The organism is Marinobacter goseongensis, assembly GCF_023156235.1.
Classification (GTDB): domain Bacteria; phylum Pseudomonadota; class Gammaproteobacteria; order Pseudomonadales; family Oleiphilaceae; genus Marinobacter; species Marinobacter goseongensis.
The window spans coordinates 103,955-124,346 of record NZ_JAKZAI010000009.1; the positions used below are offsets into that span (position 1 = coordinate 103,955).

The 20,392-nt window shown below is 58.8% G+C and carries 21 protein-coding genes; 4 read left to right on the top strand and 17 right to left on the bottom strand.

What is annotated here, in order from left to right:
- Positions 1-17 precede the first annotated feature (17 nt).
- The 11 genes from flgK to MLC70_RS10105 form a co-directional block, all read right to left on the bottom strand.
- Positions 18-2,048, bottom strand: coding sequence for a flagellar hook-associated protein FlgK (flgK, locus tag MLC70_RS10055; RefSeq protein ID WP_248183536.1), 2,031 nt, complete (start codon positions 2,046-2,048; stop codon positions 18-20).
- A 6-nt stretch (positions 2,049-2,054) separates the two neighbouring features.
- Positions 2,055-3,062, bottom strand: a complete 1,008-nt coding sequence (gene flgJ, locus MLC70_RS10060; RefSeq protein WP_248183538.1) for a flagellar assembly peptidoglycan hydrolase FlgJ — start codon at positions 3,060-3,062, stop codon at positions 2,055-2,057.
- Between the two features lie 8 nt (positions 3,063-3,070).
- Positions 3,071-4,168 carry a flagellar basal body P-ring protein FlgI gene (locus MLC70_RS10065; RefSeq protein WP_282448414.1) on the bottom strand — a complete coding sequence of 366 codons (1,098 nt, stop codon included), beginning with the start codon at positions 4,166-4,168 and terminating at the stop codon, positions 3,071-3,073.
- On the bottom strand, positions 4,165-4,866 hold the full coding sequence (gene flgH / locus MLC70_RS10070; RefSeq protein ID WP_248183539.1) for a flagellar basal body L-ring protein FlgH: 702 nt from the start codon (positions 4,864-4,866) through the stop codon (positions 4,165-4,167). Before flgH ends, MLC70_RS10065 begins: the two co-directional genes overlap by 4 nt.
- Positions 4,867-4,896: 30 nt before the next feature.
- A complete protein-coding gene (gene flgG, locus MLC70_RS10075; RefSeq protein ID WP_248183540.1) occupies positions 4,897-5,685 on the bottom strand; it encodes a flagellar basal-body rod protein FlgG in 789 nt (262 codons plus the stop codon).
- A gap of 84 nt (positions 5,686-5,769) precedes the next feature.
- Entirely contained in the window at positions 5,770-6,522 is a 753-nt protein-coding gene (locus MLC70_RS10080) for a flagellar basal body rod protein FlgF (protein WP_248183541.1), read from the bottom strand.
- A gap of 74 nt (positions 6,523-6,596) precedes the next feature.
- Entirely contained in the window at positions 6,597-8,507 is a 1,911-nt protein-coding gene (locus MLC70_RS10085; protein ID WP_248183542.1) for a flagellar hook protein FlgE, read from the bottom strand.
- Between the two features lie 27 nt (positions 8,508-8,534).
- The gene (locus MLC70_RS10090) at positions 8,535-9,212 is read right to left on the bottom strand and encodes a flagellar hook assembly protein FlgD (protein ID WP_248183543.1); all 678 of its coding nucleotides are present in this window, start codon (positions 9,210-9,212) and stop codon (positions 8,535-8,537) included.
- A gap of 18 nt (positions 9,213-9,230) precedes the next feature.
- Positions 9,231-9,689 carry a flagellar basal body rod protein FlgC gene (flgC, locus tag MLC70_RS10095; RefSeq protein ID WP_248183545.1) on the bottom strand — a complete coding sequence of 153 codons (459 nt, stop codon included), beginning with the start codon at positions 9,687-9,689 and terminating at the stop codon, positions 9,231-9,233.
- Positions 9,690-9,723: 34 nt separating this feature from the next.
- Entirely contained in the window at positions 9,724-10,128 is a 405-nt protein-coding gene (gene flgB, locus MLC70_RS10100) for a flagellar basal body rod protein FlgB (RefSeq protein ID WP_248183547.1), read from the bottom strand.
- A 201-nt stretch (positions 10,129-10,329) separates the two neighbouring features.
- Entirely contained in the window at positions 10,330-10,887 is a 558-nt protein-coding gene (locus MLC70_RS10105) for a nitroreductase family protein (protein WP_248183549.1), read from the bottom strand.
- 160 nt (positions 10,888-11,047) lie between these two features.
- Between MLC70_RS10105 and MLC70_RS10110 the strand changes: the two genes are divergently transcribed.
- Positions 11,048-11,281, top strand: coding sequence for an Mpo1-like protein (locus MLC70_RS10110; protein WP_248183550.1), 234 nt, complete (start codon positions 11,048-11,050; stop codon positions 11,279-11,281).
- 1 nt (position 11,282) lies between these two features.
- On the top strand, positions 11,283-12,722 hold the full coding sequence (locus MLC70_RS10115; RefSeq protein WP_248183552.1) for an adenylate/guanylate cyclase domain-containing protein: 1,440 nt from the start codon (positions 11,283-11,285) through the stop codon (positions 12,720-12,722).
- Positions 12,723-12,764: 42 nt separating this feature from the next.
- Here MLC70_RS10115 and queF read toward each other — a convergent pair whose 3' ends face one another.
- From queF to MLC70_RS10130, 3 genes are read right to left on the bottom strand one after another with little or no spacing between them, the layout of a single operon-like run.
- Positions 12,765-13,583, bottom strand: a complete 819-nt coding sequence (gene queF, locus MLC70_RS10120) for an NADPH-dependent 7-cyano-7-deazaguanine reductase QueF (RefSeq protein WP_248183554.1) — start codon at positions 13,581-13,583, stop codon at positions 12,765-12,767.
- A 27-nt stretch (positions 13,584-13,610) separates the two neighbouring features.
- Positions 13,611-14,384, bottom strand: coding sequence for an ABC transporter permease (locus tag MLC70_RS10125; protein WP_248183555.1), 774 nt, complete (start codon positions 14,382-14,384; stop codon positions 13,611-13,613).
- Positions 14,381-15,337, bottom strand: a complete 957-nt coding sequence (locus MLC70_RS10130) for an ABC transporter ATP-binding protein (protein WP_248183556.1) — start codon at positions 15,335-15,337, stop codon at positions 14,381-14,383. The genes MLC70_RS10125 and MLC70_RS10130 overlap by 4 nt, the downstream gene beginning before the upstream one ends.
- Positions 15,338-15,622: 285 nt before the next feature.
- Here MLC70_RS10130 and MLC70_RS10135 point away from each other — a divergent pair, with 285 nt between their 5' ends.
- Positions 15,623-16,756 (top strand): organic solvent ABC transporter permease, encoded by a 1,134-nt coding sequence (locus MLC70_RS10135; protein ID WP_248183557.1) that lies wholly within the window; start codon positions 15,623-15,625, stop codon positions 16,754-16,756.
- Here MLC70_RS10135 and MLC70_RS10140 read toward each other — a convergent pair whose 3' ends face one another.
- From MLC70_RS10140 to MLC70_RS10150, 3 genes are all read right to left on the bottom strand, one after another.
- The gene (locus tag MLC70_RS10140) at positions 16,757-18,064 is read right to left on the bottom strand and encodes a cyclic di-GMP phosphodiesterase (protein ID WP_345799550.1); all 1,308 of its coding nucleotides are present in this window, start codon (positions 18,062-18,064) and stop codon (positions 16,757-16,759) included.
- Positions 18,065-18,239: 175 nt separating this feature from the next.
- Positions 18,240-18,833, bottom strand: a complete 594-nt coding sequence (locus tag MLC70_RS10145; RefSeq protein WP_248183559.1) for a hypothetical protein — start codon at positions 18,831-18,833, stop codon at positions 18,240-18,242.
- Positions 18,834-18,904: 71 nt separating this feature from the next.
- Positions 18,905-19,177, bottom strand: coding sequence for a PilZ domain-containing protein (locus MLC70_RS10150; protein WP_248183560.1), 273 nt, complete (start codon positions 19,175-19,177; stop codon positions 18,905-18,907).
- Between the two features lie 189 nt (positions 19,178-19,366).
- On the opposite strand from MLC70_RS10150, the gene MLC70_RS10155 reads away from it, so the two are divergent.
- Positions 19,367-20,383, top strand: coding sequence for a Fe(3+) ABC transporter substrate-binding protein (locus MLC70_RS10155; RefSeq protein WP_248183561.1), 1,017 nt, complete (start codon positions 19,367-19,369; stop codon positions 20,381-20,383).
- The last annotated feature ends 9 nt before the right edge of the window (positions 20,384-20,392 follow it).

Here is a 20,392-nt window from a genome sequence, read left to right on the forward strand (position 1 = left end):
CACATCACCTCTCCCTGTTACCGGAAACTCTGCAACAGAGTGTTGAACAAATCCTGCGCCACGCTCATCACCTGGGCGGATGCGTTATAGGCGGCCTGGTACTGAATCAGCTTGCCGGCTTCCTCATCGAGATTCACTCCGGAGACCGATTCCCGCTGGTTGGTTGATTGCTCCAGCAGGGTGGCTCCGGCGTCGCTGTCGAGCTGGCTCTGTCGGGTTTTCACGCCCACGGCTTCCACCAGCCCGGCGTAGCCCTCGGTGAAATTCTGAGTACCACCGTTCATGGTGTTGGCGGTCCCCAGGGCCGCCAGGAACTCGGCGTTGCGGTTATCAGAGACACCGTTTTCATTGAAGTCGATGGAGAAAACGTCGCCTACCGCAGGATTGCCGGAGATCTCGAACTGGAAGCCCTGATACTCGGCGCCATCGCCGGGGTTCTCGCTGAACAACTTGTTGGAGATACCGGCCTGATAGGGCTTTTCGTCAATGATTGCGTCGCCGTTGTTATCAAACACGCTGAACACCAGGTTGCCCGCACCGTCGTCGGCGAAGCGGACTTCCAGCGGGCCGTTGGTCAGCTCGCCTTCCGAACGGAACGACGGCAGCAGCGAATTGGTGAACGGGTTGCGAACGTCCAGCATTTTGCCCTGATTGATCTTGCCGGTGCCGCTGTTACCCAGATCAGATTCCGCCCGTACCGGGCTGGCAAACGCCAGATCCTCTTCCCGCTCCACTTCCATATTGATATTGGCCGCCGCATTGCGGGTCGGCTGAATCAGATATTTGTCACCGGCATTGAACGTGCCACCCTCGATACGGATATTGAATCCCGGCATCGAGATCTCCGAATCCACCGGGTCCGGCAGGCGGCCCTGATTGGCAATCTCACCGGTGGCGTTATCGACCAGTTCATAGCTGCGCCCGTCGCCGCTGAATTGCAGGGTCCAGTTACCGGCTTCGAGCACGCCACTGTCGGTGATTTCAACCGCCAGCTGACCGTTCTGGGGCACCTGGTTGTTGGCATTGGCAATCACCCGCCCCTGCTGAGCGGCAGCGTTGTTGATGTCGGTGAAGAACCGCCCGCCAAGCTCGCCCTCCAGATCCAGACCAATCTCATGCTGGTGGTTCAGGGCATCCGACAGCGCAATGGCAACCCGCCCCAGTTCCTCAAACGCCGGCCGCAGCGCTTCCGACTCGAAGCGGCGCAAACCGCCGAGCTTGCCCCCGTTGATCTGGTTGTCCACCATCAGGGTGCGACCACCGTTTCGCAGGGTAAACTCCAGAGACGTCGGGTCCTGAGCGCTCTCACGGGTGCCAAATTCCGCCGCATTACTGCCAACCACCAGCGACAAACCGTTATTCAGGGACACATTCACCTGGCTGCCTTCGGTCGGCGTCACTTTGATGCCCACCAGTTCAGACAGTTCGCGTAGCGCATCGTCCCGTTTGTCGAGCAACTCGTTGGGCATCTTGCCCTCTGCGAGCCCGGGCGATTCTGAGATCGCCAGGTTAAGCTCGGCGATGCTCTGCAGCAGCGTGTTGGCGTCTTTCACGCCCTGCTGCATCTGGGTTTTGACGGACTCGCGCTGCTGGATGAATTCCTGATTCAGCGCCTGGAAACGATTGACCACCTGCTGACCTTCACTCAACACCAGCTGGCGCTGCGGCAATGAGGCGGGATCTTCAGCGGCGTTTTGCAGGCTGGCAAAGAAGTTGTTCAGGGCGTCACTCAGCCCGGTGGTTTCGCTGCCCAGCAGGTTGTCCAGACGGCTGAGCTCGGATCGCAGGGTGTCCTGCTCACCGTACAGGGTGGTGTCTTCCCGCAGCTGTTGGGAGAGAAATTCGTTGGCCAGCCGGCGAATGTTGGTAATGCTCACACCACTGCCAACGCTACCCGCGCCGGTACGCTGACCCGACTGAGTGTCGAACTGCACCTCCTGGCGACTGTAACCGGGGGTGTTGGCGTTGGTGATGTTATTACCGGTCGTGTTCAATGCTGTCTGGTGGCTAAGGACGCCCGTCAGACCAATGTTAATCAGCCCTGCCATAATCGCTTACTCCTCAGCCTCTGATTCGCCCAGTGACAGGGTCATCAGAGAATCGCCATTCATGATGCGTCGGATCTTGGCACCGTATTCCGGATCGGTGGCATAGCCGGCATCCTGCAATTTCTGGGCAAACAGCTCGGGCCGGTCGGCACTGGCTAATACATCTCGGTAACGCGGGTTGGATTCCAGGAACGCCACGTAGTCGCGGAAGCTCGACTCGTAATCCGGGTACGCCCGGAATGCCGCCCGCTCACTCATGGGCACGCCCTCACGGAACTCGGTGGTGGTAATGTCCACGGCCTCGCCCTGCCAGCGGTGGTCCGCCTTGATGCCGAACAGGTTATGGCTCGGCTCGCCACTGCCACCTTCAATCATGTGTTTGCCCCACCCGGTCTCGAGCGCGGCCTGCGCAACCATCAGGCGAGGGCTGATGCCGCTGTCACGGGCAACACGCTGCGCCATCGGCAACAGTGTCTGTACGAATTCTTCCGGGCTGCTGAAACGCTTGGGTGGCGGCGCGGCGCTATCTGCCACCGGTATGGCCTCGGCAACATCTGCCGCCTTACCCGGGGGCGCCACGCGATTCACTTCCTGCACCCGTTCCGGTAACCGCTCCGACAGGACCGGCACCGCGCGGTCGTAATCCGCCAGCGTGGCCTTATGCCCGGAGAGCTTGTCGCCCTCCTCATTCATGCCGGGTATCTGGCGGCTCAGCTGGCGCACCAGTGCTTCCGCCAGGCCGGTGCCTTGCTTCTGCGACAGACTCAGGCTGAGCTGGTTGTCGAACATGTCACGGTAATGCTCGGATTCGTTGCTGTTCAGGTAATTGCCCTCGGCGAACACATCGCCCGCCTTACGCATAGACTTCAGCATCTCGCCGAGAAACAGACTCTCAAACTGACGGGCCACTTCCTGCAAAGCGGCTTTCTTGTCCGTTCTGGCCTGGTTCTTGAGCTCGTTGAGGCCACTGAAGTCAGTGTAGATACGGGCTTGTTGAACGCTGGAATCCTGCATCACGTCACCTAGATCACGATCAGCTCGGCGCGCAGTGCGCCGGCCTGTTTGAGCGCTTCCAGCACCGCCATCACATCACCCGGCGCGGCGCCTACCTGGTTTACCGCCTGAACGATCTCGTTCAGGGTGACCGCCGGTCCGAACTTGAACATACGGGCGGGATCCTCGGTAATCGCAATCTGGGTATCAGGCTCGATGACGGTCTCACCACCCGCGAACGGGTTCGGCTGCTCGACCTCCGGGTTTTCCTGAATGGTCACGGTGAGGTTGCCATGGGTCACCGCCGCCGGGCTGACCTTAACGTTCTGCCCCACCACGATGGTGCCGGTGCGGCTGTTAATCACTACCTTGGCGGCATCTTCCGCCGGGCTCACTTCGATGTTCTCCAGGATGGACAGAAAACTGACCCGCTGATTCACATCACGCGGCGCCTTGACGGACACCGAGGTGGCATCGTGGGCATAAGCCATGTCCGGACCGAGGATATCGTTGATCGCTTCAACCACCCGTCGCGCCGTTGTGAAATCAGCCCGCAGCAGGTTGAAAGTAATGGTATCGCCCTTGCTGAACGGTGAGATCACTTCCTGTTCGATGGTGGCACCATTGGGAATGCGACCAACGGACGGCACATTCACGGTAATACGGGAACCGTCCTGACCCTGGGCACCGAAACCGCCGACCACTAGGCTACCCTGGCCGATGGCGTACACCTGGCCGTCGGCGCCCTTCAGCGGGGTCATCAATAAGGTACCACCGCGCAGGCTGTCAGCGTTGCCGATGGAGGACACGGTAATGTCCATTTCCTGACCCGGCTTGGCAAAGGGCGGCAAAGTGGCACTGACGGTCACCGCGGCGACATTTTTCAGATTCGGGTTGACCCCCTCCGGGAGGGTGACGCCAAACTGGTTCATCATGTTGCGGAACGTCTGATTGGTAAACGGCGCCTTGTCACCGGTGCCATCAAGACCCACCACCAGGCCGTAGCCCACCAGCTGGTTACTGCGAACACCCTTGATGCGCGCCAGATCCTTGAGGCGATCCGCCAGCACTGGCGACGCCACGACGGCCATAGCAAGAACAACAACCCAGAACCGGATCATCCTCATAACGGCCACCACTCACTGTTGAAGAAGCGGGCCAGCCAGCCCATCTGGTTAGCCTGATCAAAGTCACCGGTGCCGCCGTAGGCAAAGCGCGCATCCGCAATGCGATTGGATGCCACGGTGTTGTCCGGGGCGATGTCCTGGGGGCGAACCAGACCGCTGAGACGGATGTACTCATCGCCATTGGTTAGCGAAAGCCACTTCTCGCCGCGAATGTGAAGCACTCCGTTGGGCAGCACCTCGGTAACCGTCACGGTGATGCTGCCGGCGAAGCTATTGCTCTGGTCGGCTTCGGCCGAGCCTTCGAAATCCCGCTCCTGCTGCAGATCGGTGTTCACGCCCAACCCCGCGTTACCCAGCAATTCCGCCGCCAGTAACGAGATGTCCTGATCCTTGGTAATGCTGGTTTCCGCGTTCTTGCTGGCCCGCGTTGACTCCTCGAGGGTCACGGTCAACACATCGCCGACATTTAGCGCGACGGTGTCACCGTAGAGGTTATAGTTGCGGGAGGTTTGATAGATGGCCCCGGAATGGGGGTCGCGCTGCATCATGGCTTCAGCGCGCACTGGCGAATACGCCGGGTCGTCCGGCATGGCCCGCGGCCGGCTCATGGCCGTGCATCCCTGCAGCACGATCAGAACCCCTACCAGCGCCAAAACGCTGAGTGGAGTTCCTGGTTTGGTTATCGCGATGCGTTTCATGTCTTATCCCCTCACCGAGCCGTCAAGCGGTTAACCGATGTTGTTCGTAATAAACTGCAGCATCTGGTCGGTGGCCGACACCACCTTGGAGTTCATCTCGTAGGCGCGCTGGGTGGTGATCATGCTGACCAACTCCTCAACCACCTCAACGTTGGAAGACTCCACCATGCCCTGTTCAAGGCTGCCCAGGCCGCCAATACCCGGCTCGCCCTCAGCGGGATCACCACTGGCGTTGGTGGCTTTGTAAAGGTTGTTACCGATGGCCTGAAGCCCTTGCGGATTGATGAAATCCACCAGAGTAATCTCGCCCAGGTTCACCGGTGCCGCCTGATCATCCACTACCGCGGACACTGTGCCATCCTTACCGATGGTGATGTTGGTGGCGCCTTCCGGCACGTTGATGTTGGGCTCCAGCGTGTAACCGTCCGGGTTGACGATGTCGCCATCGGCATTGAGTTGGAACTGGCCATCACGGGTATAGGCAATCTGTCCATCCGGCAGCAGTATCTGCATGAAGCCCCGGCCATTGACGGCCAGATCCAGCGGTTGCTCGGTCACTTCCAGGTTGCCCTGTGAAAACTGCTTTGTGGTGCCCACCACTCGCACACCGGTACCCAGTTGCAGGCCGGAGGGCAGCTCGGAGTTTTCCGTGCTCATACCACCCGGTTGGCGGTTGACCTGATAAAGCAGATCCTGAAACACCGCCCGATCCCGTTTGAAGCCCGTGGTATTCACGTTGGCCAGGTTATTGGAGATGGTGGTCATCTTGGTATCTTGTGCGCTCAACCCGGTCTTGCTGACCCAAAGTGCTGGATGCATGGTTTTACTCCTTGCCCTGGGGTGAAATCAGGCGGCCATTGTTTGCCGCTTTTTCACCCGTCCGGCGAATGATGCTGTGGTTTATCAAAGGTTCTGCAACAGCCGTGCCGAAGCCTCGGAATTCTCTTTGGCGGTGGTCATTACTTTCACCTGCATCTCGTACTGTCGCGACAGCTGCAGGTTGGCAATCATTTCCTCAACGGCGTTGACGTTGGAGCTTTCAAGGAAGCCAGATGCCACCCGCAACGCGGCATCCGGTGGCTCCGGGCCATCCAGAGCCTGATCCGCTTTACGACGGATGTAGCCGTCTTCACCTTTTTCCAGTGCTGCGGGGGGCGGATTCACCAGTTTCAGCCGATCAATCTCCACCAGCTGATCGGGAGGACCGCCCACCGGAATGATGGAAATGGTACCGTCGGAGCCGACTTGAAGGTTATCGAAAGGAGGCAGCGCGACGGGCCCGCCGTTGCCCATGACCATGTCACCGTTGGCATTTCGCAGCAGGCCGTTCACGTCGACCTGCAGGCTGCCGGAGCGGGTGAAGACTTCCTGGCCCAGCTGGTTCTGCACCGCCAGCCAGCCATCGCCTTCCACGGCAACGTCCAGCTTGCGGCCGGTTTCCATCAGGGCGCCGGCGGAGAGATCCGTACCCGGGCGCTCGGTCATGGCGTAGGCACGGGTAGGATGATGTTCGCCAAACACCGGCATGCTGCGGGCCTGGGCAAAATCTTTCTTGAACCCTGTGGTGCTCACGTTAGCCAGGTTGTTGGCGTGCGCGCGCTGGGCCAGCATGTTCTGCTTGGCGCCAGACATTCCAATATAAAGGGCTTTATCCATGGGAAAACTCCTGCCGGAATTTTGACTGTTTCCAGTCATCCTGCAGGAGTTGTGCCAGATTTATAGTTCAGGGATTAACGCAGGTTGATGATGGTCTGGGTGACCGCATCGGAGGTTTCGATGGTCTTGGCATTGGCCTGATAGTTCCGCTGGGCAATGATCAGATTCACCAGCTCCGCAGACAGATCCACGTTGGAATCCTCCAGCGAGCTCGCCTTGATGGAACCCAGGGTGCCAGTGTCCGGCGCGCCAATGATCGGCTGACCGGACTCGAAGGTTTCCACCCAGGTAGTGTCGCCCACCGGTGTCAGGCCATCAGTATTATTGAAGGCTGCCAGCGCCACCTGCCCCAACTCTTTGGACTGCCCGTTGGTGTAACGGGCAAACAGAATGCCCTGATCAGACACGTCCAGACCGGACAAACGGCCGGTTGTGAAGCCGTTCTGGTTCTGGTCATTCACCCCGAAGGCACTGCCATATTGGGTGGTATTACCCAGATCCACGACGAAGGCAGACGTGGTCGGAGGCTCAGGAATCGGGGTCACCACCTCTTCCCCGGCCGCGGGCGGGCCGTCACTGCCGTTGGGCAGCCCGTTGACGTCTTTCGGGATCCAGTCGGTCACCACAATCTCGCCGTTGGGATCACCGTTAATCGATTGAAGCGCGCCGTCCTGATTGAAACGGGCGGTGTAGGGCGCTTCATCCGTGCCGGCAACCATCTCGCCGTCGATCTGCAAGTAAACAGACCACTCACTCTGGCCAACACCGTTACCCGGTGCCGGTTCTTTTACGAAGAACTGGGTAAGCTCGTGGGAGTTGCCCAGGCTGTCGTAAATCGTGGTGGACGTGGCGTGATTGTAGGTACGCTGGTCCAGCGGATTGAATTCATTGGTGATTCGCGTCTCGCCGCTGTCGTACGCGGTGGCGAAAGCGTCGGTTCCGCCGGCAGCGGTGGCAATGCCGCTGACATCACGCTCGGTGGTCACAAACAGGTTGCCGCGCTGCGGGTCAACGAAGTCCTGAGCCCCGGCAGCACCGGTGGTGTACCCCATATCCACGGTAAACCCGCGGCTGTCGGTAATTTCGATGTCGTCACCGGTATCGCTTACCCGCGCGCGCAGTGTGTTCAATTCCGAATTGTTGATGGCCGCAGCCAACGTGTTCAGATCGGTAATGCCGTCGCTGCCGCGGAAAGTCACGTTATCACTCCCGTTCAGAGAGATCGTGAGCTCGAAATCCGGGTCTGCCAGATCCGTCTGCAACTGGGTAATGTCAAACTGACCGGACAGATCGAATTGGGTCCGCGCCGAAGCATTTACCCCGCTCTGCGATCCCAGGAGTTCGGCCACTTCGTTGGCCGGCTCACCGGTCCCTATGGTGATCGGCTGCGACGTCGTGCCATCCGAGTACTGAATCTGGAACACGTCGCCATCCAGGTCTGCCACATTGAGCGTTTCACCCAGATCGCGAATACGGTTCTCCAGCACACTCTGCCTGGAGTCCAGATTGAGGTCTGACCGCAGATTGGTGGTTCGCCGCGGCGCCAGGTTGTCGGTTTCCACCTGCAGGTCGCCGCGCACCCCGGACAGGTTGCCGTCAGCGTCGGCGGTGAAGCCCTGGACCCGCATGTTCTGGTTGTTGGTGATAAAACCGTCTTTGTCGATGCCGAACTGACCGGCACGGGAGTAACGGATTTCACCGCCGTTGTTCAGAACAAAGAAGCCGTCACCATTGATGGCCATGTCCAGGCCGTTGTCGGTAAAGCTGATGTTGCCCTGACCGAAAGACTGTTTGACGTCCTGCACCCGCACGCCGTCACCGATCGGATTGGTGCCCGAGCTCAGAAAACCGCTGGCGTACAGATCGCCGAACTGCGCCTTGCTGCCTTTAAAGCCGACCGTACTGGCGTTGGCAATGTTGTTACCGGTGACGTCCAGATCAACCGACGCCGCCCTCAAACCGCTAAGCCCTGTGTTAAAAGCCATAATTCACCTCGTGGTTCCGTACCGGTATCAGTTGATTTGTTCGACGTCCGACAGGGCAATGGAGCCCATACCCGCCAGATTCAGTGTTACCTTGCCACCCTGCCCCAGAGACACGCTGTCCACGTTGGCGCTGATACGGGTAGCCAGTTGTTCGGTGCCGCTCGGGTAAGAACCCTCTGCCACAATGCGATAGGGCCCGGGCGGCAAGGCGTTGCCGTTGCCGTCTTTGCCATCCCACTGGAAGGACGCAATACCGGCCTGACTGGCGCCGAGGTCAATCTGACGTATCCGCTCGCCATTCTGGCTTTCGATGGACACGCGCAGCCCCCCGGTCGATGCAGGCACTTCCACCGTTCCGGTAATCTCGCCCTCGGCACCCAGAATGCCGATTTCAGATGGTGCCAGCACGGTACGGCCCACCATGGCGGAGGCCTGCAACGCCTGAGTCGAGCGGAACTGGCTGGCCACGTCGTCTACGCTCTTCGACAGCCCCTGCATTTCCTCGAGCGAGCTGAATTGCGCCAGCTGGGAGATGAATTCGCCGTTATCCTGGGGCTCAAGCGGATTCTGATTCTTGAGCTGGGCAATCATCAGCTCCATGAACTCATTCTTGCCCAGTTCGTTGCCGCCGGCCGCGGCGGAATCCTGCTGCACCCGGAACTTGCCCAGTACATCGGCAGCGTCTGTTGCGTTAATTGCGCTCATCGGTCAGTCCTCGCCCGTTTACTGCTGCCCAAGTGTGAGAATGCGCTGCATCATCGACTTCGCGGTATTCATGATGTCGACGTTCATCTGGAAACTGCGGGATGACGACATCATGTCAGCCATTTCCTCGACCACGTTGACGTTCGGATAGAACACGTAGCCATCTTCATTGGCCGCCGGATGGTTCGGTTCATAACGCATCTGCAGCTCCGCATCGCTTTCCACGATGCCGTCAACCCGCACGCCCGCACCCTCACCGGAACCGCCGTTGAAACCCATGCCTTGCATGCCCTGAGAGTCCGGGTTGATCATGGACTGCTGGATGGCCGCGAACACCGGTTTGCGAGCACGGTAGGTGCCCTCGGTGCTTGAACTGGCCGTTTCCGCGTTAGCGATGTTGGACGCAGTGGTATTTAACCGCAGTGACTGTGCGGTCATGCCGGAACCGGCGATATCAAAAATGTTACCCAGGGACATAATGCTGCTCCTCTGCTCTCAGGCTGCGTCCGGTTTACTGACCGGTCAGGGCTTTTTTAAGGCCCGAAAATTTGCTGTTCAGGAACTGAAAACTGGCCTGGTAGTCCATCGCGTTTCTCATGAACCGGCTCTGTTCCTGCTGGGCATCCACGGTATTGCCATCGACCGACGGCTGATGTGGCGTGCGGTACAGCAGCTCGGCGTCGGCGCCCATGCCACCCATGGAGGTGTCCATGTGACCCTCGTGGGTGCGTGCCATACCAAAGCCGCTGGCTTCCTGCTGGGCTTTTTCCATCATGGCGCGGAAATCCACATCCCGGGCCTTGAAGCCCGGCGTATCGGCGTTGGCCAGATTGTTGGCCAGCACTTCGCCACGCTTCTCCCGGGCCATCAGAGCCTGCGGGTGAACACCCAGTGCGCTATCAAAAGAAATTGCCATACTGCCTCCCGAACCTTGTGACCGGACCTGCATCGGTTTGCCGGTTCACCTCTTTGAGATAGACAAAGCAACCTCAATGCCAGTTTTAGAGAATGGCCGAGTGGCGGGGCGTGACGGGGGATATCGGAGTGAAACAAGGCGTTCCACGGCAAAAACGGCAGAGGAAGCGGCAAACGCTTTCCTCTGCCCCTGAGGGATTATTCAGTGATCTGGCCAGCGACTTACAAAATCGGAGACCGCCGGGCGTGGCACCGACGGTTTTTCACCTGCCACGGTGCCTGTGTAAAGAAAGCCGATGATGTGCTCGTTTTCATCAAGCCCAAGCCCGGCCATCACTTCTTTCCGATACGCAATATTGCCGGTGCGCCACATAACACCGTAACCGGCCGCCTGCAACGCCAGCGACAAATGCCCCATTCCCACCGCGGCAGACAGCGACTGCTCGCTCTCGGGCACTTTCGGGTGAGGCTTGTGGGTGGCAATGCCAACGATCACCATCGGCGCCCGCAGCGGTGCCGCCCTCAGCTTCTCGCGCTCCTTTTCCGTGGCATTGTTTTCACAAACCGATTCGAACAGCTCGCCCAGCGCAACAAGCCCCTCGTCTTCTATGACCAGATAACGCCAGGGCCTCAGCAGCGCGTGGTCTGGTGTGTTGGCGGCGCACCGGAAAGCCGTTTCCAGCGCGACGGCGTCCGGCGCCGGAGCCTGCAGGCGCGGCTCGGATTTTCTCTGGAGCAGGAAATCGATTGCTGCCGTCATAATTTATCGCGATCCTGTATCAGCTGATGTGAATTTGCGGGTATAAAGGCGATGTCAAGCAGAAAAGCCCCGTCGGAATTGTGGCCTTTCTGTAATACTGTTAACCTTTGGTCGTAGTTCGACCACGAACATCGTTTATATTGAGCCGGTAAGCCGAACCATGAGTGAACAGAGCGCCTTTCGCAACTTTTCAGAATTCTATCCTTACTATCTGAAAGAACACAGCGATGTGGCCTGGCTGCTACTGCTCCCCTTAATCGGTTACGGTTTTGCCTGGGTCGGTCACTATGTCTTCGAGAAAAACCGCCCGGCAACATTCAAACACCCAGTGTACAGCCTGATGGGCGACTGGGTGATGTTTCGTGACATCCTCATCGGCCGGATCCGTTTCTGACATGATGAGTGCTCCGGTGGACCTGCGCAATGCCAGCGCCAACGCTGGCAAGGCAACTCTTGTTGACGCGCCGAACAATCCCATCGCCATTCCGCCCATGCCGGACTACAACGGTCGCATCCTGGCATACACCGTGACGGCAATGATCATTGCCGCCGGGGTTATTCAGGGCGCGTTCCCGGACTGGTTGATCTACGCCATCGCCGGAGCCCTGAGCTGGCCCCACGTCGCTCACGCGCTTACCCGGCGCACCTTTCTGAAAAATTCTTCCCGCATCCGCCAGAAAATGCTGATTGTCGATTGCCTGATCGGCGGTGCTTTGGTCGGCGCCATCGGACTGGTTGCCATTCCGTCGGTATCGGTGATGCTGATGCTGATGTTCAGCTGTCTGATCATCGGCGGTTTGCGGCAATGGCTGTTCGGCACCGTTTTCATGTTCACGACACTGTCCATCGGGCTGGCGGTCTGTGGTCCGGCCGAGAGCTTCCAGGCACCCCTGCTCACCGGCATCGTCTCGATACTCGCCACCGGGCTTTACATCTGTGTCACCGCCTTCTATTCGCACCAGCAGGCCCGTGCGCTGATGATGGCGAAAACCCAGATCCAGAACCAACGGGAACAGTCGATCGCACTGTCCCACAAACTGTCAAAATACCTCTCGCCCCAGGTCTGGCAGTCCATCTTTACCGGCGAGCGGGACGTGCGCCTGGAAACTCAGCGCAAGAAACTGGCGGTGTTCTTCTCCGACATCAAGGGTTTTACCGAACTGTCGGAAGAGATGGAGCCGGAAGCCCTGACCGAATTGCTGAACCACTACTTTAACGGCATGTCGGAAGTGGCGCTCAAATACGGCGGCACCATCGACAAGTTCGTGGGTGATTCCATCATGGTGTTTTTCGGTGACCCCACCAGCCGTGGCCAGCGTGAAGATGCCTTTGCCTGTGTGTCCATGGCCATCGACATGCGCAAACACATGAAGATCATGCGTCAGAAGTGGCGCAGCCAGGGCATCAAGACCCCGCTGGAAATCCGCATGGGTATCAGCACCGGTTACACCACCGTAGGCAACTTCGGCGCTGAGAACCGGATGGATTACACCATCATCGGCAAGGAAGTGAACCTGGCCAGCCGGCTGGAGTCCCTGGCCGAGCCCGGTGAAATTCTGGTGTCCTATGAGACCTTCTCGCTGATCAAGGACCGCATCATGTGCCGGGACAAGGGTGAGATCACCGTGAAGGGCTTTGGTAAGCCAGTACCCATTTACGAAGTGGTGGATTTCCGCCGCGACATGGGCCCCAACCGCAGTTTCCTGGAGCACGAGCACAGCGGTTTCGCCATGTACCTGGACTCAGACAAGATCACCGAGCGCGAGCGGCAGTCGATCCTGACGGCGCTGGAAGACGCCGCCGACCGCCTGCGCCAGGAAGAAGAAATCCGCTAACCTCTCACCCTGCTCAATCCCTGTGTTGGCATCCGCCCGTCATTACTGGCGGATCAGTCGCGCACCGGCGTCGCCTTCCGGCTCGGTACTCCGCCACGGATTGATATCCAGCCCCCCCCTCCGGGTGTATCGGGCACACACCATCAACTGTTTCGGCGCGCAACGGGCCTGGATGTCGGTGAATACCGTTTCCACACAGTGCTCGTGAAAATCCTGCTTCTGGCGGAAACTGACCACGTACCTCAGTAATCCCTTGCGGTCGATTCTCGGCCCGGTGTAACGGATCATCACCGTGGCCCAGTCCGGCTGCCCGGTCACCGGGCAATTGCTCTTGAGCAGGTGTGAGCACAGGCTTTCAGTGACCTCTCCGGCATCAGCCACGAGGGACTCCGGCGCATACTGATAGGTCACATCCTCCAGGATCTCGCAGTCGATCAGTTCGTAACCCTGCGGCCGACCCTCCGCGATGCCGCCCTCATCCACGCTTAACATGGAAACCTGAACAGCCGATCCGCTGGCACTGGAGAGATCCCGGGTGATGACCTCAGCCACTTGCTCCGGCGCGGTAAACACCGCCTGGTTCAGTGAATTCAGGTACAGCTTCAGGGATTTGGATTCGATGATGCAGGGGGATGCCGCCGGGAAACGGATTTCCGCCCAGGCCACCTCGGGCACCCCATCCGCCCGCAGCCAGGAGATTTCCCAGGCTTGCCAGAGATCCTCGCCGAACCAGGGCCAGCGGCCATCATCAAGACCGATGCGCCGGCGGTTTTCCTCCCGCGGGACCGGAAACAGCAGCGCCGGATCATAGCGATCCGGGTATTCACTGGATTTGCCCAGAGGGGCATCGTTAAGTGCCATGGTGTGTCCTGCTCAAAGGGGTCTGAATCAGTGGCGAATGCCCTTGCCTCGCTGCAGCATCCGCAGGGCAACGGCCGACAACAGCGTGATGAATACCAGAATCATACCGAGTGCCACGAAAGGATTCACATCGGAAACGCCGAGGATGCCGAAACGGAAGGCATTCACCATGTACAGGATCGGGTTGATCATCGACACGCCCTGCCAGAATTCCGGCAACATGTTGATGCTGTAGAACACCCCGCCGAGATAGGTCAGCGGTGTCAGTACGAAGGTAGGCACAATGGAGATGTCGTCAAACTTGGTGGCCAGCATGGCGTTGATGAAACCACCCAGCGCGAACAGCGCCGAAGTCAGAAACACCGTAACCACCACCATCGGCAGGTTGTGAATCTCCAACCGGGTAAAGCCGAGCGACAACAGCGTGACAATGAACCCGATCCCCAGCCCACGTGCCATGCCACCGCACACATAGCCGGCCAGAATGATCCAGTCCGGCACTGGCGATACCAGCAGCTCTTCAATGCTGCGCTGGAACTTCATCGAAAAAAACGACGACACCACGTTAGCGTAGGAACTGGTGATTACCGCCATCATGATCAAACCCGGTACGATGAACGACATATAGTCGAACCCGCCCATGTCACCAATGCGGGAACCGATCAGGTTACCGAAAATGATGAAATACAGGGTCATGGTCACCGCCGGCGGCAACAGGGTCTGAGGCCAGATCCGGGTGAAGCGGCGAATCTCCCGCAGCACAATGGTGTTAAACGCGGTCATTTTGGCCTGGGGCGTCATACGGCACCTCCCGCGCTGACCGGCGCCGCGCCCTCGTTGGCGTTTTCTTCCACCATGCGGATAAACAGTTCCTCCAGCCGGTTGGCCTTGGTGCGCATACTCACTACCTTGATGCCCAGGGCCTCAAGCTGCACAAACACTCGGTTGAGGCCCTGACCTTTCTCCACGTCGATTTCCAGCGCACCCTCGCCGTCCAGCCGGCAGGGAAAATCTGCCAGCGCCGGTGCGGAAGCCAATGGCGATTCGGTGTCCAGCACGAAGGTTTCAACGTGGAGCTGCTGCAGTAGCTCCCGCTTGCTGGTGTGCTTGAGGATGCGGCCGTGATCAATGATGGCGATGTTGCGGCACAGGGCCTCCGCCTCTTCCAGATAGTGGGTGGTCAGAATAATGGTGGTGCCTTGGCGGTTCATCTCTTCGAGAAACGTCCACATGGAGCGGCGCAACTCGATATCCACACCGGCGGTGGGCTCATCGAGAATTAACAGTTTCGGCTCATGAACCAGAGCCCGGGCAATCATCAGGCGACGCTTCATACCGCCGGACAGCATCCTCGCCGGCGTGTCTTTCTTGTCCCACAGGCCCAACTTGCGAAGGTATTTCTCTGCCGACACTTTCGCTTTTTTCATGGGAATGCCGTAGTACCCGGCCTGGGTCGTAACAATGTCGAACACTTTCTCGAACTGGTTGAAATTGAACTCCTGGGGCACAACGCCGAGATGCAGCTTGGCATCGGAGAGACTGGTATCAATGTCGTGCCCGAAAACCCGCACGGTACCCGCGGTCTTGTTCACCAGGGACGATACAATACCCAGCGTGGTGGACTTACCCGCGCCATTCGGCCCAAGCAGCGCAAAAAAGTCCCCCTCGCGGACGTTCATATCGATACCCTTGAGGGCCTGAAACCCATCGCCGTAGGTTTTTATCAGCCCTCCGATCTCCAATGCATTGGTCATAAACTACCCGGAATTGTGACGTGCCTGGCCGGCCTGACCGCCCACCGTCGTGATCTGTTTAATCGGAAGTCTTCTAGGTTGTGGCGAGTGGCGGATTTTCAAGTCATTGCCGCTCCGGGCAACCGGAAAACGGACCCCGGAGGGAAAACACCAAACTGCGACAGGAATCCCGATATCCCCGCCATGACGACCCTATAATGCCGGTTACAACACTTTACAAAAGGCCCGGCACCGCTCACTGCCTTTGTACGGCCGGCCGTCTGACCAGGGAATGTACGCCAGACCATGAAATCCGTTCACCACCCTCGCCTCTGCCTGACACTGGTTACCGCACTCACCCTCACCGGCTGCCTCGATGACGGCGGTGGCAGCAACGACGACGACACCCGCACCGGCGCTGTTAACGTCCATGGTTTCAGCGGCGTCAGTTACCGTACCGCCAGTCGCACCGGGCACACCGACGCGCAGGGGCAGTACCAATACTACCCGGGCGAAACGGTCAGCTTCCGTGTTGGCGACCTCACGCTGGCGGAGGATGTTCCGGCAAAAGAATTTGTCACCCCACTGGAGTTTTTCGAAGACACCCGGCAGAAACTCGACAACCCCGGCACAGACGATGAGGGCCTTCGTACCCACACACTGACCGAGCAGGCGCTGCTCAGTGACAATGCCCTGATCAATCTCACGCGGTTGCTGCTGGCACTGAACTGGGAGGAAAACCTGAAGGAAACCGACGGTATCGAATTGCGTGAAAGGGTCATCAGCCAGCTGAATGCGGCCCTGCCCGACCTCACGGCGCCGATTGATTTTTCCGTCAGCGAAGCCGAGTTTGCCCACACCGGATCAGAGAGCGAACCCACCCCGTCGCCGGCCAATCAGCTGCTGGCAGCTATCTGTTTCTACCCGGAGGACGACGAACTCTGCGACGCACCGCCCACCCAGTCCGAGATTGACGCCCTGCCGCCACGCCCGGAAAACGAAGACGACCGCGACCCGGATGTGGAATACCAGGAAGATCTTGAGAACAAGCGAGACAGCATTCTCGAAGCCCGGCGCAGCCTGGACGACTTCGATCGCGAGGCGGCTGAGGATTACCTCACCCGCGAGCTCAACGCCATCACCACCACCTATGGCAACCGCTACTATCTCAACAACGAGACCGCCAGTTACTCCCCGTCCGACACCGGGATTAAAAGCGTGGATGTGCGCCGCGTAGGGCGCGATGCCAGGCTGGCGCAGATAGAGGCCATCAGCACCCGCCAGCAGGACGTGGTGGTGCACAGTTTCGACTGGCAGTCAGCAACGGTGGATTATTTCGTGGCGGGCGCCAGCGGCGGCGAATCGGAAATCGTCATCAGTTTTCGACCCGACAACACCTACCGCTGGATACGAAAAAGCCTCAGGGTGCTCATTCGCTGATCAGGCGCCAACCAGGCGCGCAAGATTCCAGCGGGATTCAGTACCGGTAACGTCGTAATGCTCGGGGTTCAGTCCTTCGGTGCCATGGGGCAGGCACTCGGCAATGGACAGGGTTTCACCGGCTTCCTTGTTCGCGTTGAAGCTCGCCAGATCAATCACCTTCGCCGACTTCAGTGGCTTCTGGAATTGGTCCGTCATTACCATCACCCTCGGCCACAACCGGCGTTCCGGTGAATGCGACACCACCATCCCACGCTGGCCATCATTGAGCTGCACCAGGCTACCGGTGGGATAGATACCCACCGCCTGAATGAACGTTTCAACCAGATCTTCCTGGAACTCAATGTTCCGCATGTCATACAGCAGCCGCACGGCTTTGGCCGGCGTCATCGGCTCGGACGACGCACGCGGGCCGATCAGGTTTTCGAAGAACTCCGCCAGCCCGGCAATCTTGGCCAGCAGTGGGATGCGGTCGCCACGAATACCTTCCGGGAAGCCGGAACCGTTGTGACGCTCCCGGTGCCCCTGCACCACACTGATTACCGCTCGAGAAACCCCGCAACCGTCCAGCATGGCCACGCCACGATTGACGTAGGTGCGGTATTCCGCGAATTGATCAGGGCTGAGCTTGTCTTCATTTTCCAGCATGGAGACCGGCAGCGCGATCTTGCCGATCTGCGACAACAGACACCCCAGACCCAGATGGTTCAACAACCCTTCGTTCAGTCCCAGCTCACGCCCGCACACCAGAGCCCAGACTGCCGTATTCATGGCGTGCCGGTAGATGAAGTCGTCATGCTGGCGGGTACGGCTCAGCCACAGCAGAGCGTCCGGATTGCGCACCACGCTGGACACCATGTTGCGGGTAACGCCCGCCACTTCCCGCAGATCGGGCGTAGCCTGGCGCTTGATGGTTTCAGACACGCGCTTGAGCGCGATCTCTGCATCTGCCAGCACCATGCCCGAGACCTTCAGCTCCCGCTTCATGGTGGTGGTGGTTTCATAATGAACCGGCTCGCGGATGTGAAGCGGCGGCAGCTGAATGGCTTCCCGGTTGCCGCCCATTTTCCGCGCGCGCTGACCAAACACTGGCCCGGGATCCTTGCCGGCATCGATTTTCTCACGAGCTTCCGCGACATCAATCAATACCCACTTGCAGTAAGACACGACCGAGCGGATGTCGTCCTGGGAGCGAACAGGAAAGCCCTGAATCGGGAACGGAGTCTGGTGCCATGGCCGGTCCAGATCGGACACAAACATGCCGATTTCCAGATCTTGTACGGCGATTTTTTTCTGACGAACGCCCACGGTGCACCTCAATTTTTACAACAATCGATACTGACTATTTTGACGGCTCAAACGATAGAGTCCATTACATATTTGTAGTCCAAAGTAACTTGAAAGCAACAGGAGGTAACGATAGTCATCATGAGGAAACAAAATGTAGCAACGTGACGTGAAGTACACTTCCGGACCAAAAGTGTCAATCTGCGTCACACACCGAATCGTCCACGGCGGGCGGGCGCCCATTCAGCGCGCCCCGGGGCGCTTTGCGGATGTAGACCCTGTAGGGCACCACCGAGGCGCGAAGGTAATCGGTGTTCTCTTCCTCGTCTTCGGCCTGACGGCTGGTGCTCACCGGCTCGCAGGACACCAACAGGGTCATGGACTGGCCAATATCGGTCACCTTCGACAGGCTCTCTCCGGGGTCTATGGACAGGCACACATCGTCTTCACCTGCCGGCTGCCCGCTGGCCGCAACCAGGTCCTGTCCCGGCCGCCCACAGGCGCGGATACCGTCACCGCAACTGGCCGGATCACGGTGGGAATCATCGGTCAGGCGCCAGGCCCGCTCACTGCACTGAGTAGCCACCCGGATCGGCGTAGACTGGCTGTCTTTTACCCACCAGCCGGGGTATTCCGCCGTTTGCCAGCTCAACACCACCTGCCGCGCCTCGCCCGCGGAATTTTCCGCCGGGAAGGCGCCATAGTGGCTGTAATAGGAGGCACATCCGTTGAGGGCAGAGACAACAAACAAGAAAGACAGGCGCAGGGTAATCTGGCGAAAACGATTCATTTGGGCACTTCACGGCTTGAGAATGACGGATCAGCACTGGCTATTATCCACAGCCGTGGCCGGGAAACCGTTTATTGATCCGCAAATTGCAGACCGAAGCCGTCATTGGTCTTGCGCACCACAACCATTTCCAGCACCGGCGCCGGCACTGGCAATCCCTGCACCTGCACTTGCACACGGTCTCCCATCGCGGGCTCGAAGGGATCGCTCTCCACCACAATGAAGATACCGCCGTCAGAAATGTCCCGTGTTGAGAACAGGAACTCCCCGAGGGTGGCGTGCTGCACCTTCACCTTCGCACTCAAAGCGGTGCGACTGTGTTCTCTGCGATCGTTGCCAACCATAAACCGTGTATCCACCGCTTTTTTTGCATAGTTTTTAGGGCTTTCCGAAGCATAGCACCATTTTGTGCAAAATCAGCAACAGCACCTTGACATGATCGTTAACACTAATGAGAATGGTTGTTGTTTTTAATGCTATCTCCTGTCAACCAGGTGATAACTCAACCATCTGCCCGACAAAGGACACACGCTATGCGAATGAAACTGGCTGCCGCCACTGCAATGGCCCTGTCTGTGATGCCCCTGAGCGCTTCCGCCGACGGCGAAGTCAACATCTACTCCTATCGCCAGGCGTATCTGCTGGAGCCGCTGCTGAACGCTTTTGAACAGGAAACCGGCATCAAGGCCAACGTGGTTTTCGCCAAACAGGGTCTGGCAGAGCGTCTTGAGCGCGAAGGCCGCAACAGCCCCGCCGACGTGGTCATGACGGTCGACATTTCCCGCATCAACGAGCTGGTTGAGCGCGACCTGGTCGCCGGTGTGGACAGCGAAACCCTGGCAGACAACATTCCGGAAAACCTGCGTCATCCGGAAGGCAAATGGTTTGCACTGACCACCCGTGGCCGTCTGATCTTCACGTCGAACGAGCGTGTTGAAGAAGGTGAGATCACCACATACGAAGAACTGGCCGACGACAAGTGGAATGACCGCATCTGCACCCGCAGCGGCAAGCATCCCTACAATATCGCCCTGATCTCCTCAATGATTGCCCACCACGGTGAGGAAGCAACCGAAGAGTGGCTGGAAGGCGTGAAAGTCAACCTGGCCCGCAAGCCCCAGGGCGGCGACCGTGACCAGATCAAGGCCATCTCCGAAGGCGTGTGTGACATCGCCATCGGTAACAGCTATTACTACGGCAACATGCTGAACGACGAGAACCAGCGCCCGGCCGCTGAAGCGGTTCGTCTGGTGTTCCCGAACGCGGACGATCGCGGCACCCATGTTAATATCAGTGGTATCTCGCTGACCAAGAGCGCGCCGAACCGCGAAAACGCACTGCGCCTGATGGAGTTCCTGTCCACAGACGAGGCTCAGCGTATTTACGCAGAAGCCAACACCGAATACCCGGCCAACCCGGATGTTCAGCCTTCAGGCCTCGTCGCCGAGTGGGGCGAGATCAACCCGGACGACCTGTCACTGCAGGAGATTGCGAACAACCGCAATGCCGCCGTGAAGCTGGTTGACCGTGTAGACTACGACGGCGAGTAACACCGTCGC

Coding starts and splice junctions, on each gene's coding strand:
- flgK (WP_248183536.1), bottom strand. CDS start 2,048: ATGGCAGGGCTGATTAACATTGGTCTGACGGGCGTCCTTAGCCACCAG.
- flgJ (WP_248183538.1), bottom strand. CDS start 3,062: ATGCAGGATTCCAGCGTTCAACAAGCCCGTATCTACACTGACTTCAGT.
- MLC70_RS10065 (WP_282448414.1), bottom strand. CDS start 4,168: ATGAGGATGATCCGGTTCTGGGTTGTTGTTCTTGCTATGGCCGTCGTG.
- flgH (WP_248183539.1), bottom strand. CDS start 4,866: ATGAAACGCATCGCGATAACCAAACCAGGAACTCCACTCAGCGTTTTG.
- flgG (WP_248183540.1), bottom strand. CDS start 5,685: ATGCATCCAGCACTTTGGGTCAGCAAGACCGGGTTGAGCGCACAAGAT.
- MLC70_RS10080 (WP_248183541.1), bottom strand. CDS start 6,522: ATGGATAAAGCCCTTTATATTGGAATGTCTGGCGCCAAGCAGAACATG.
- MLC70_RS10085 (WP_248183542.1), bottom strand. CDS start 8,507: ATGGCTTTTAACACAGGGCTTAGCGGTTTGAGGGCGGCGTCGGTTGAT.
- MLC70_RS10090 (WP_248183543.1), bottom strand. CDS start 9,212: ATGAGCGCAATTAACGCAACAGACGCTGCCGATGTACTGGGCAAGTTC.
- flgC (WP_248183545.1), bottom strand. CDS start 9,689: ATGTCCCTGGGTAACATTTTTGATATCGCCGGTTCCGGCATGACCGCA.
- flgB (WP_248183547.1), bottom strand. CDS start 10,128: ATGGCAATTTCTTTTGATAGCGCACTGGGTGTTCACCCGCAGGCTCTG.
- MLC70_RS10105 (WP_248183549.1), bottom strand. CDS start 10,887: ATGACGGCAGCAATCGATTTCCTGCTCCAGAGAAAATCCGAGCCGCGC.
- MLC70_RS10110 (WP_248183550.1), top strand. CDS start 11,048: ATGAGTGAACAGAGCGCCTTTCGCAACTTTTCAGAATTCTATCCTTAC.
- MLC70_RS10115 (WP_248183552.1), top strand. CDS start 11,283: ATGATGAGTGCTCCGGTGGACCTGCGCAATGCCAGCGCCAACGCTGGC.
- queF (WP_248183554.1), bottom strand. CDS start 13,583: ATGGCACTTAACGATGCCCCTCTGGGCAAATCCAGTGAATACCCGGAT.
- MLC70_RS10125 (WP_248183555.1), bottom strand. CDS start 14,384: ATGACGCCCCAGGCCAAAATGACCGCGTTTAACACCATTGTGCTGCGG.
- MLC70_RS10130 (WP_248183556.1), bottom strand. CDS start 15,337: ATGACCAATGCATTGGAGATCGGAGGGCTGATAAAAACCTACGGCGAT.
- MLC70_RS10135 (WP_248183557.1), top strand. CDS start 15,623: ATGAAATCCGTTCACCACCCTCGCCTCTGCCTGACACTGGTTACCGCA.
- MLC70_RS10145 (WP_248183559.1), bottom strand. CDS start 18,833: ATGAATCGTTTTCGCCAGATTACCCTGCGCCTGTCTTTCTTGTTTGTT.
- MLC70_RS10150 (WP_248183560.1), bottom strand. CDS start 19,177: ATGGTTGGCAACGATCGCAGAGAACACAGTCGCACCGCTTTGAGTGCG.
- MLC70_RS10155 (WP_248183561.1), top strand. CDS start 19,367: ATGCGAATGAAACTGGCTGCCGCCACTGCAATGGCCCTGTCTGTGATG.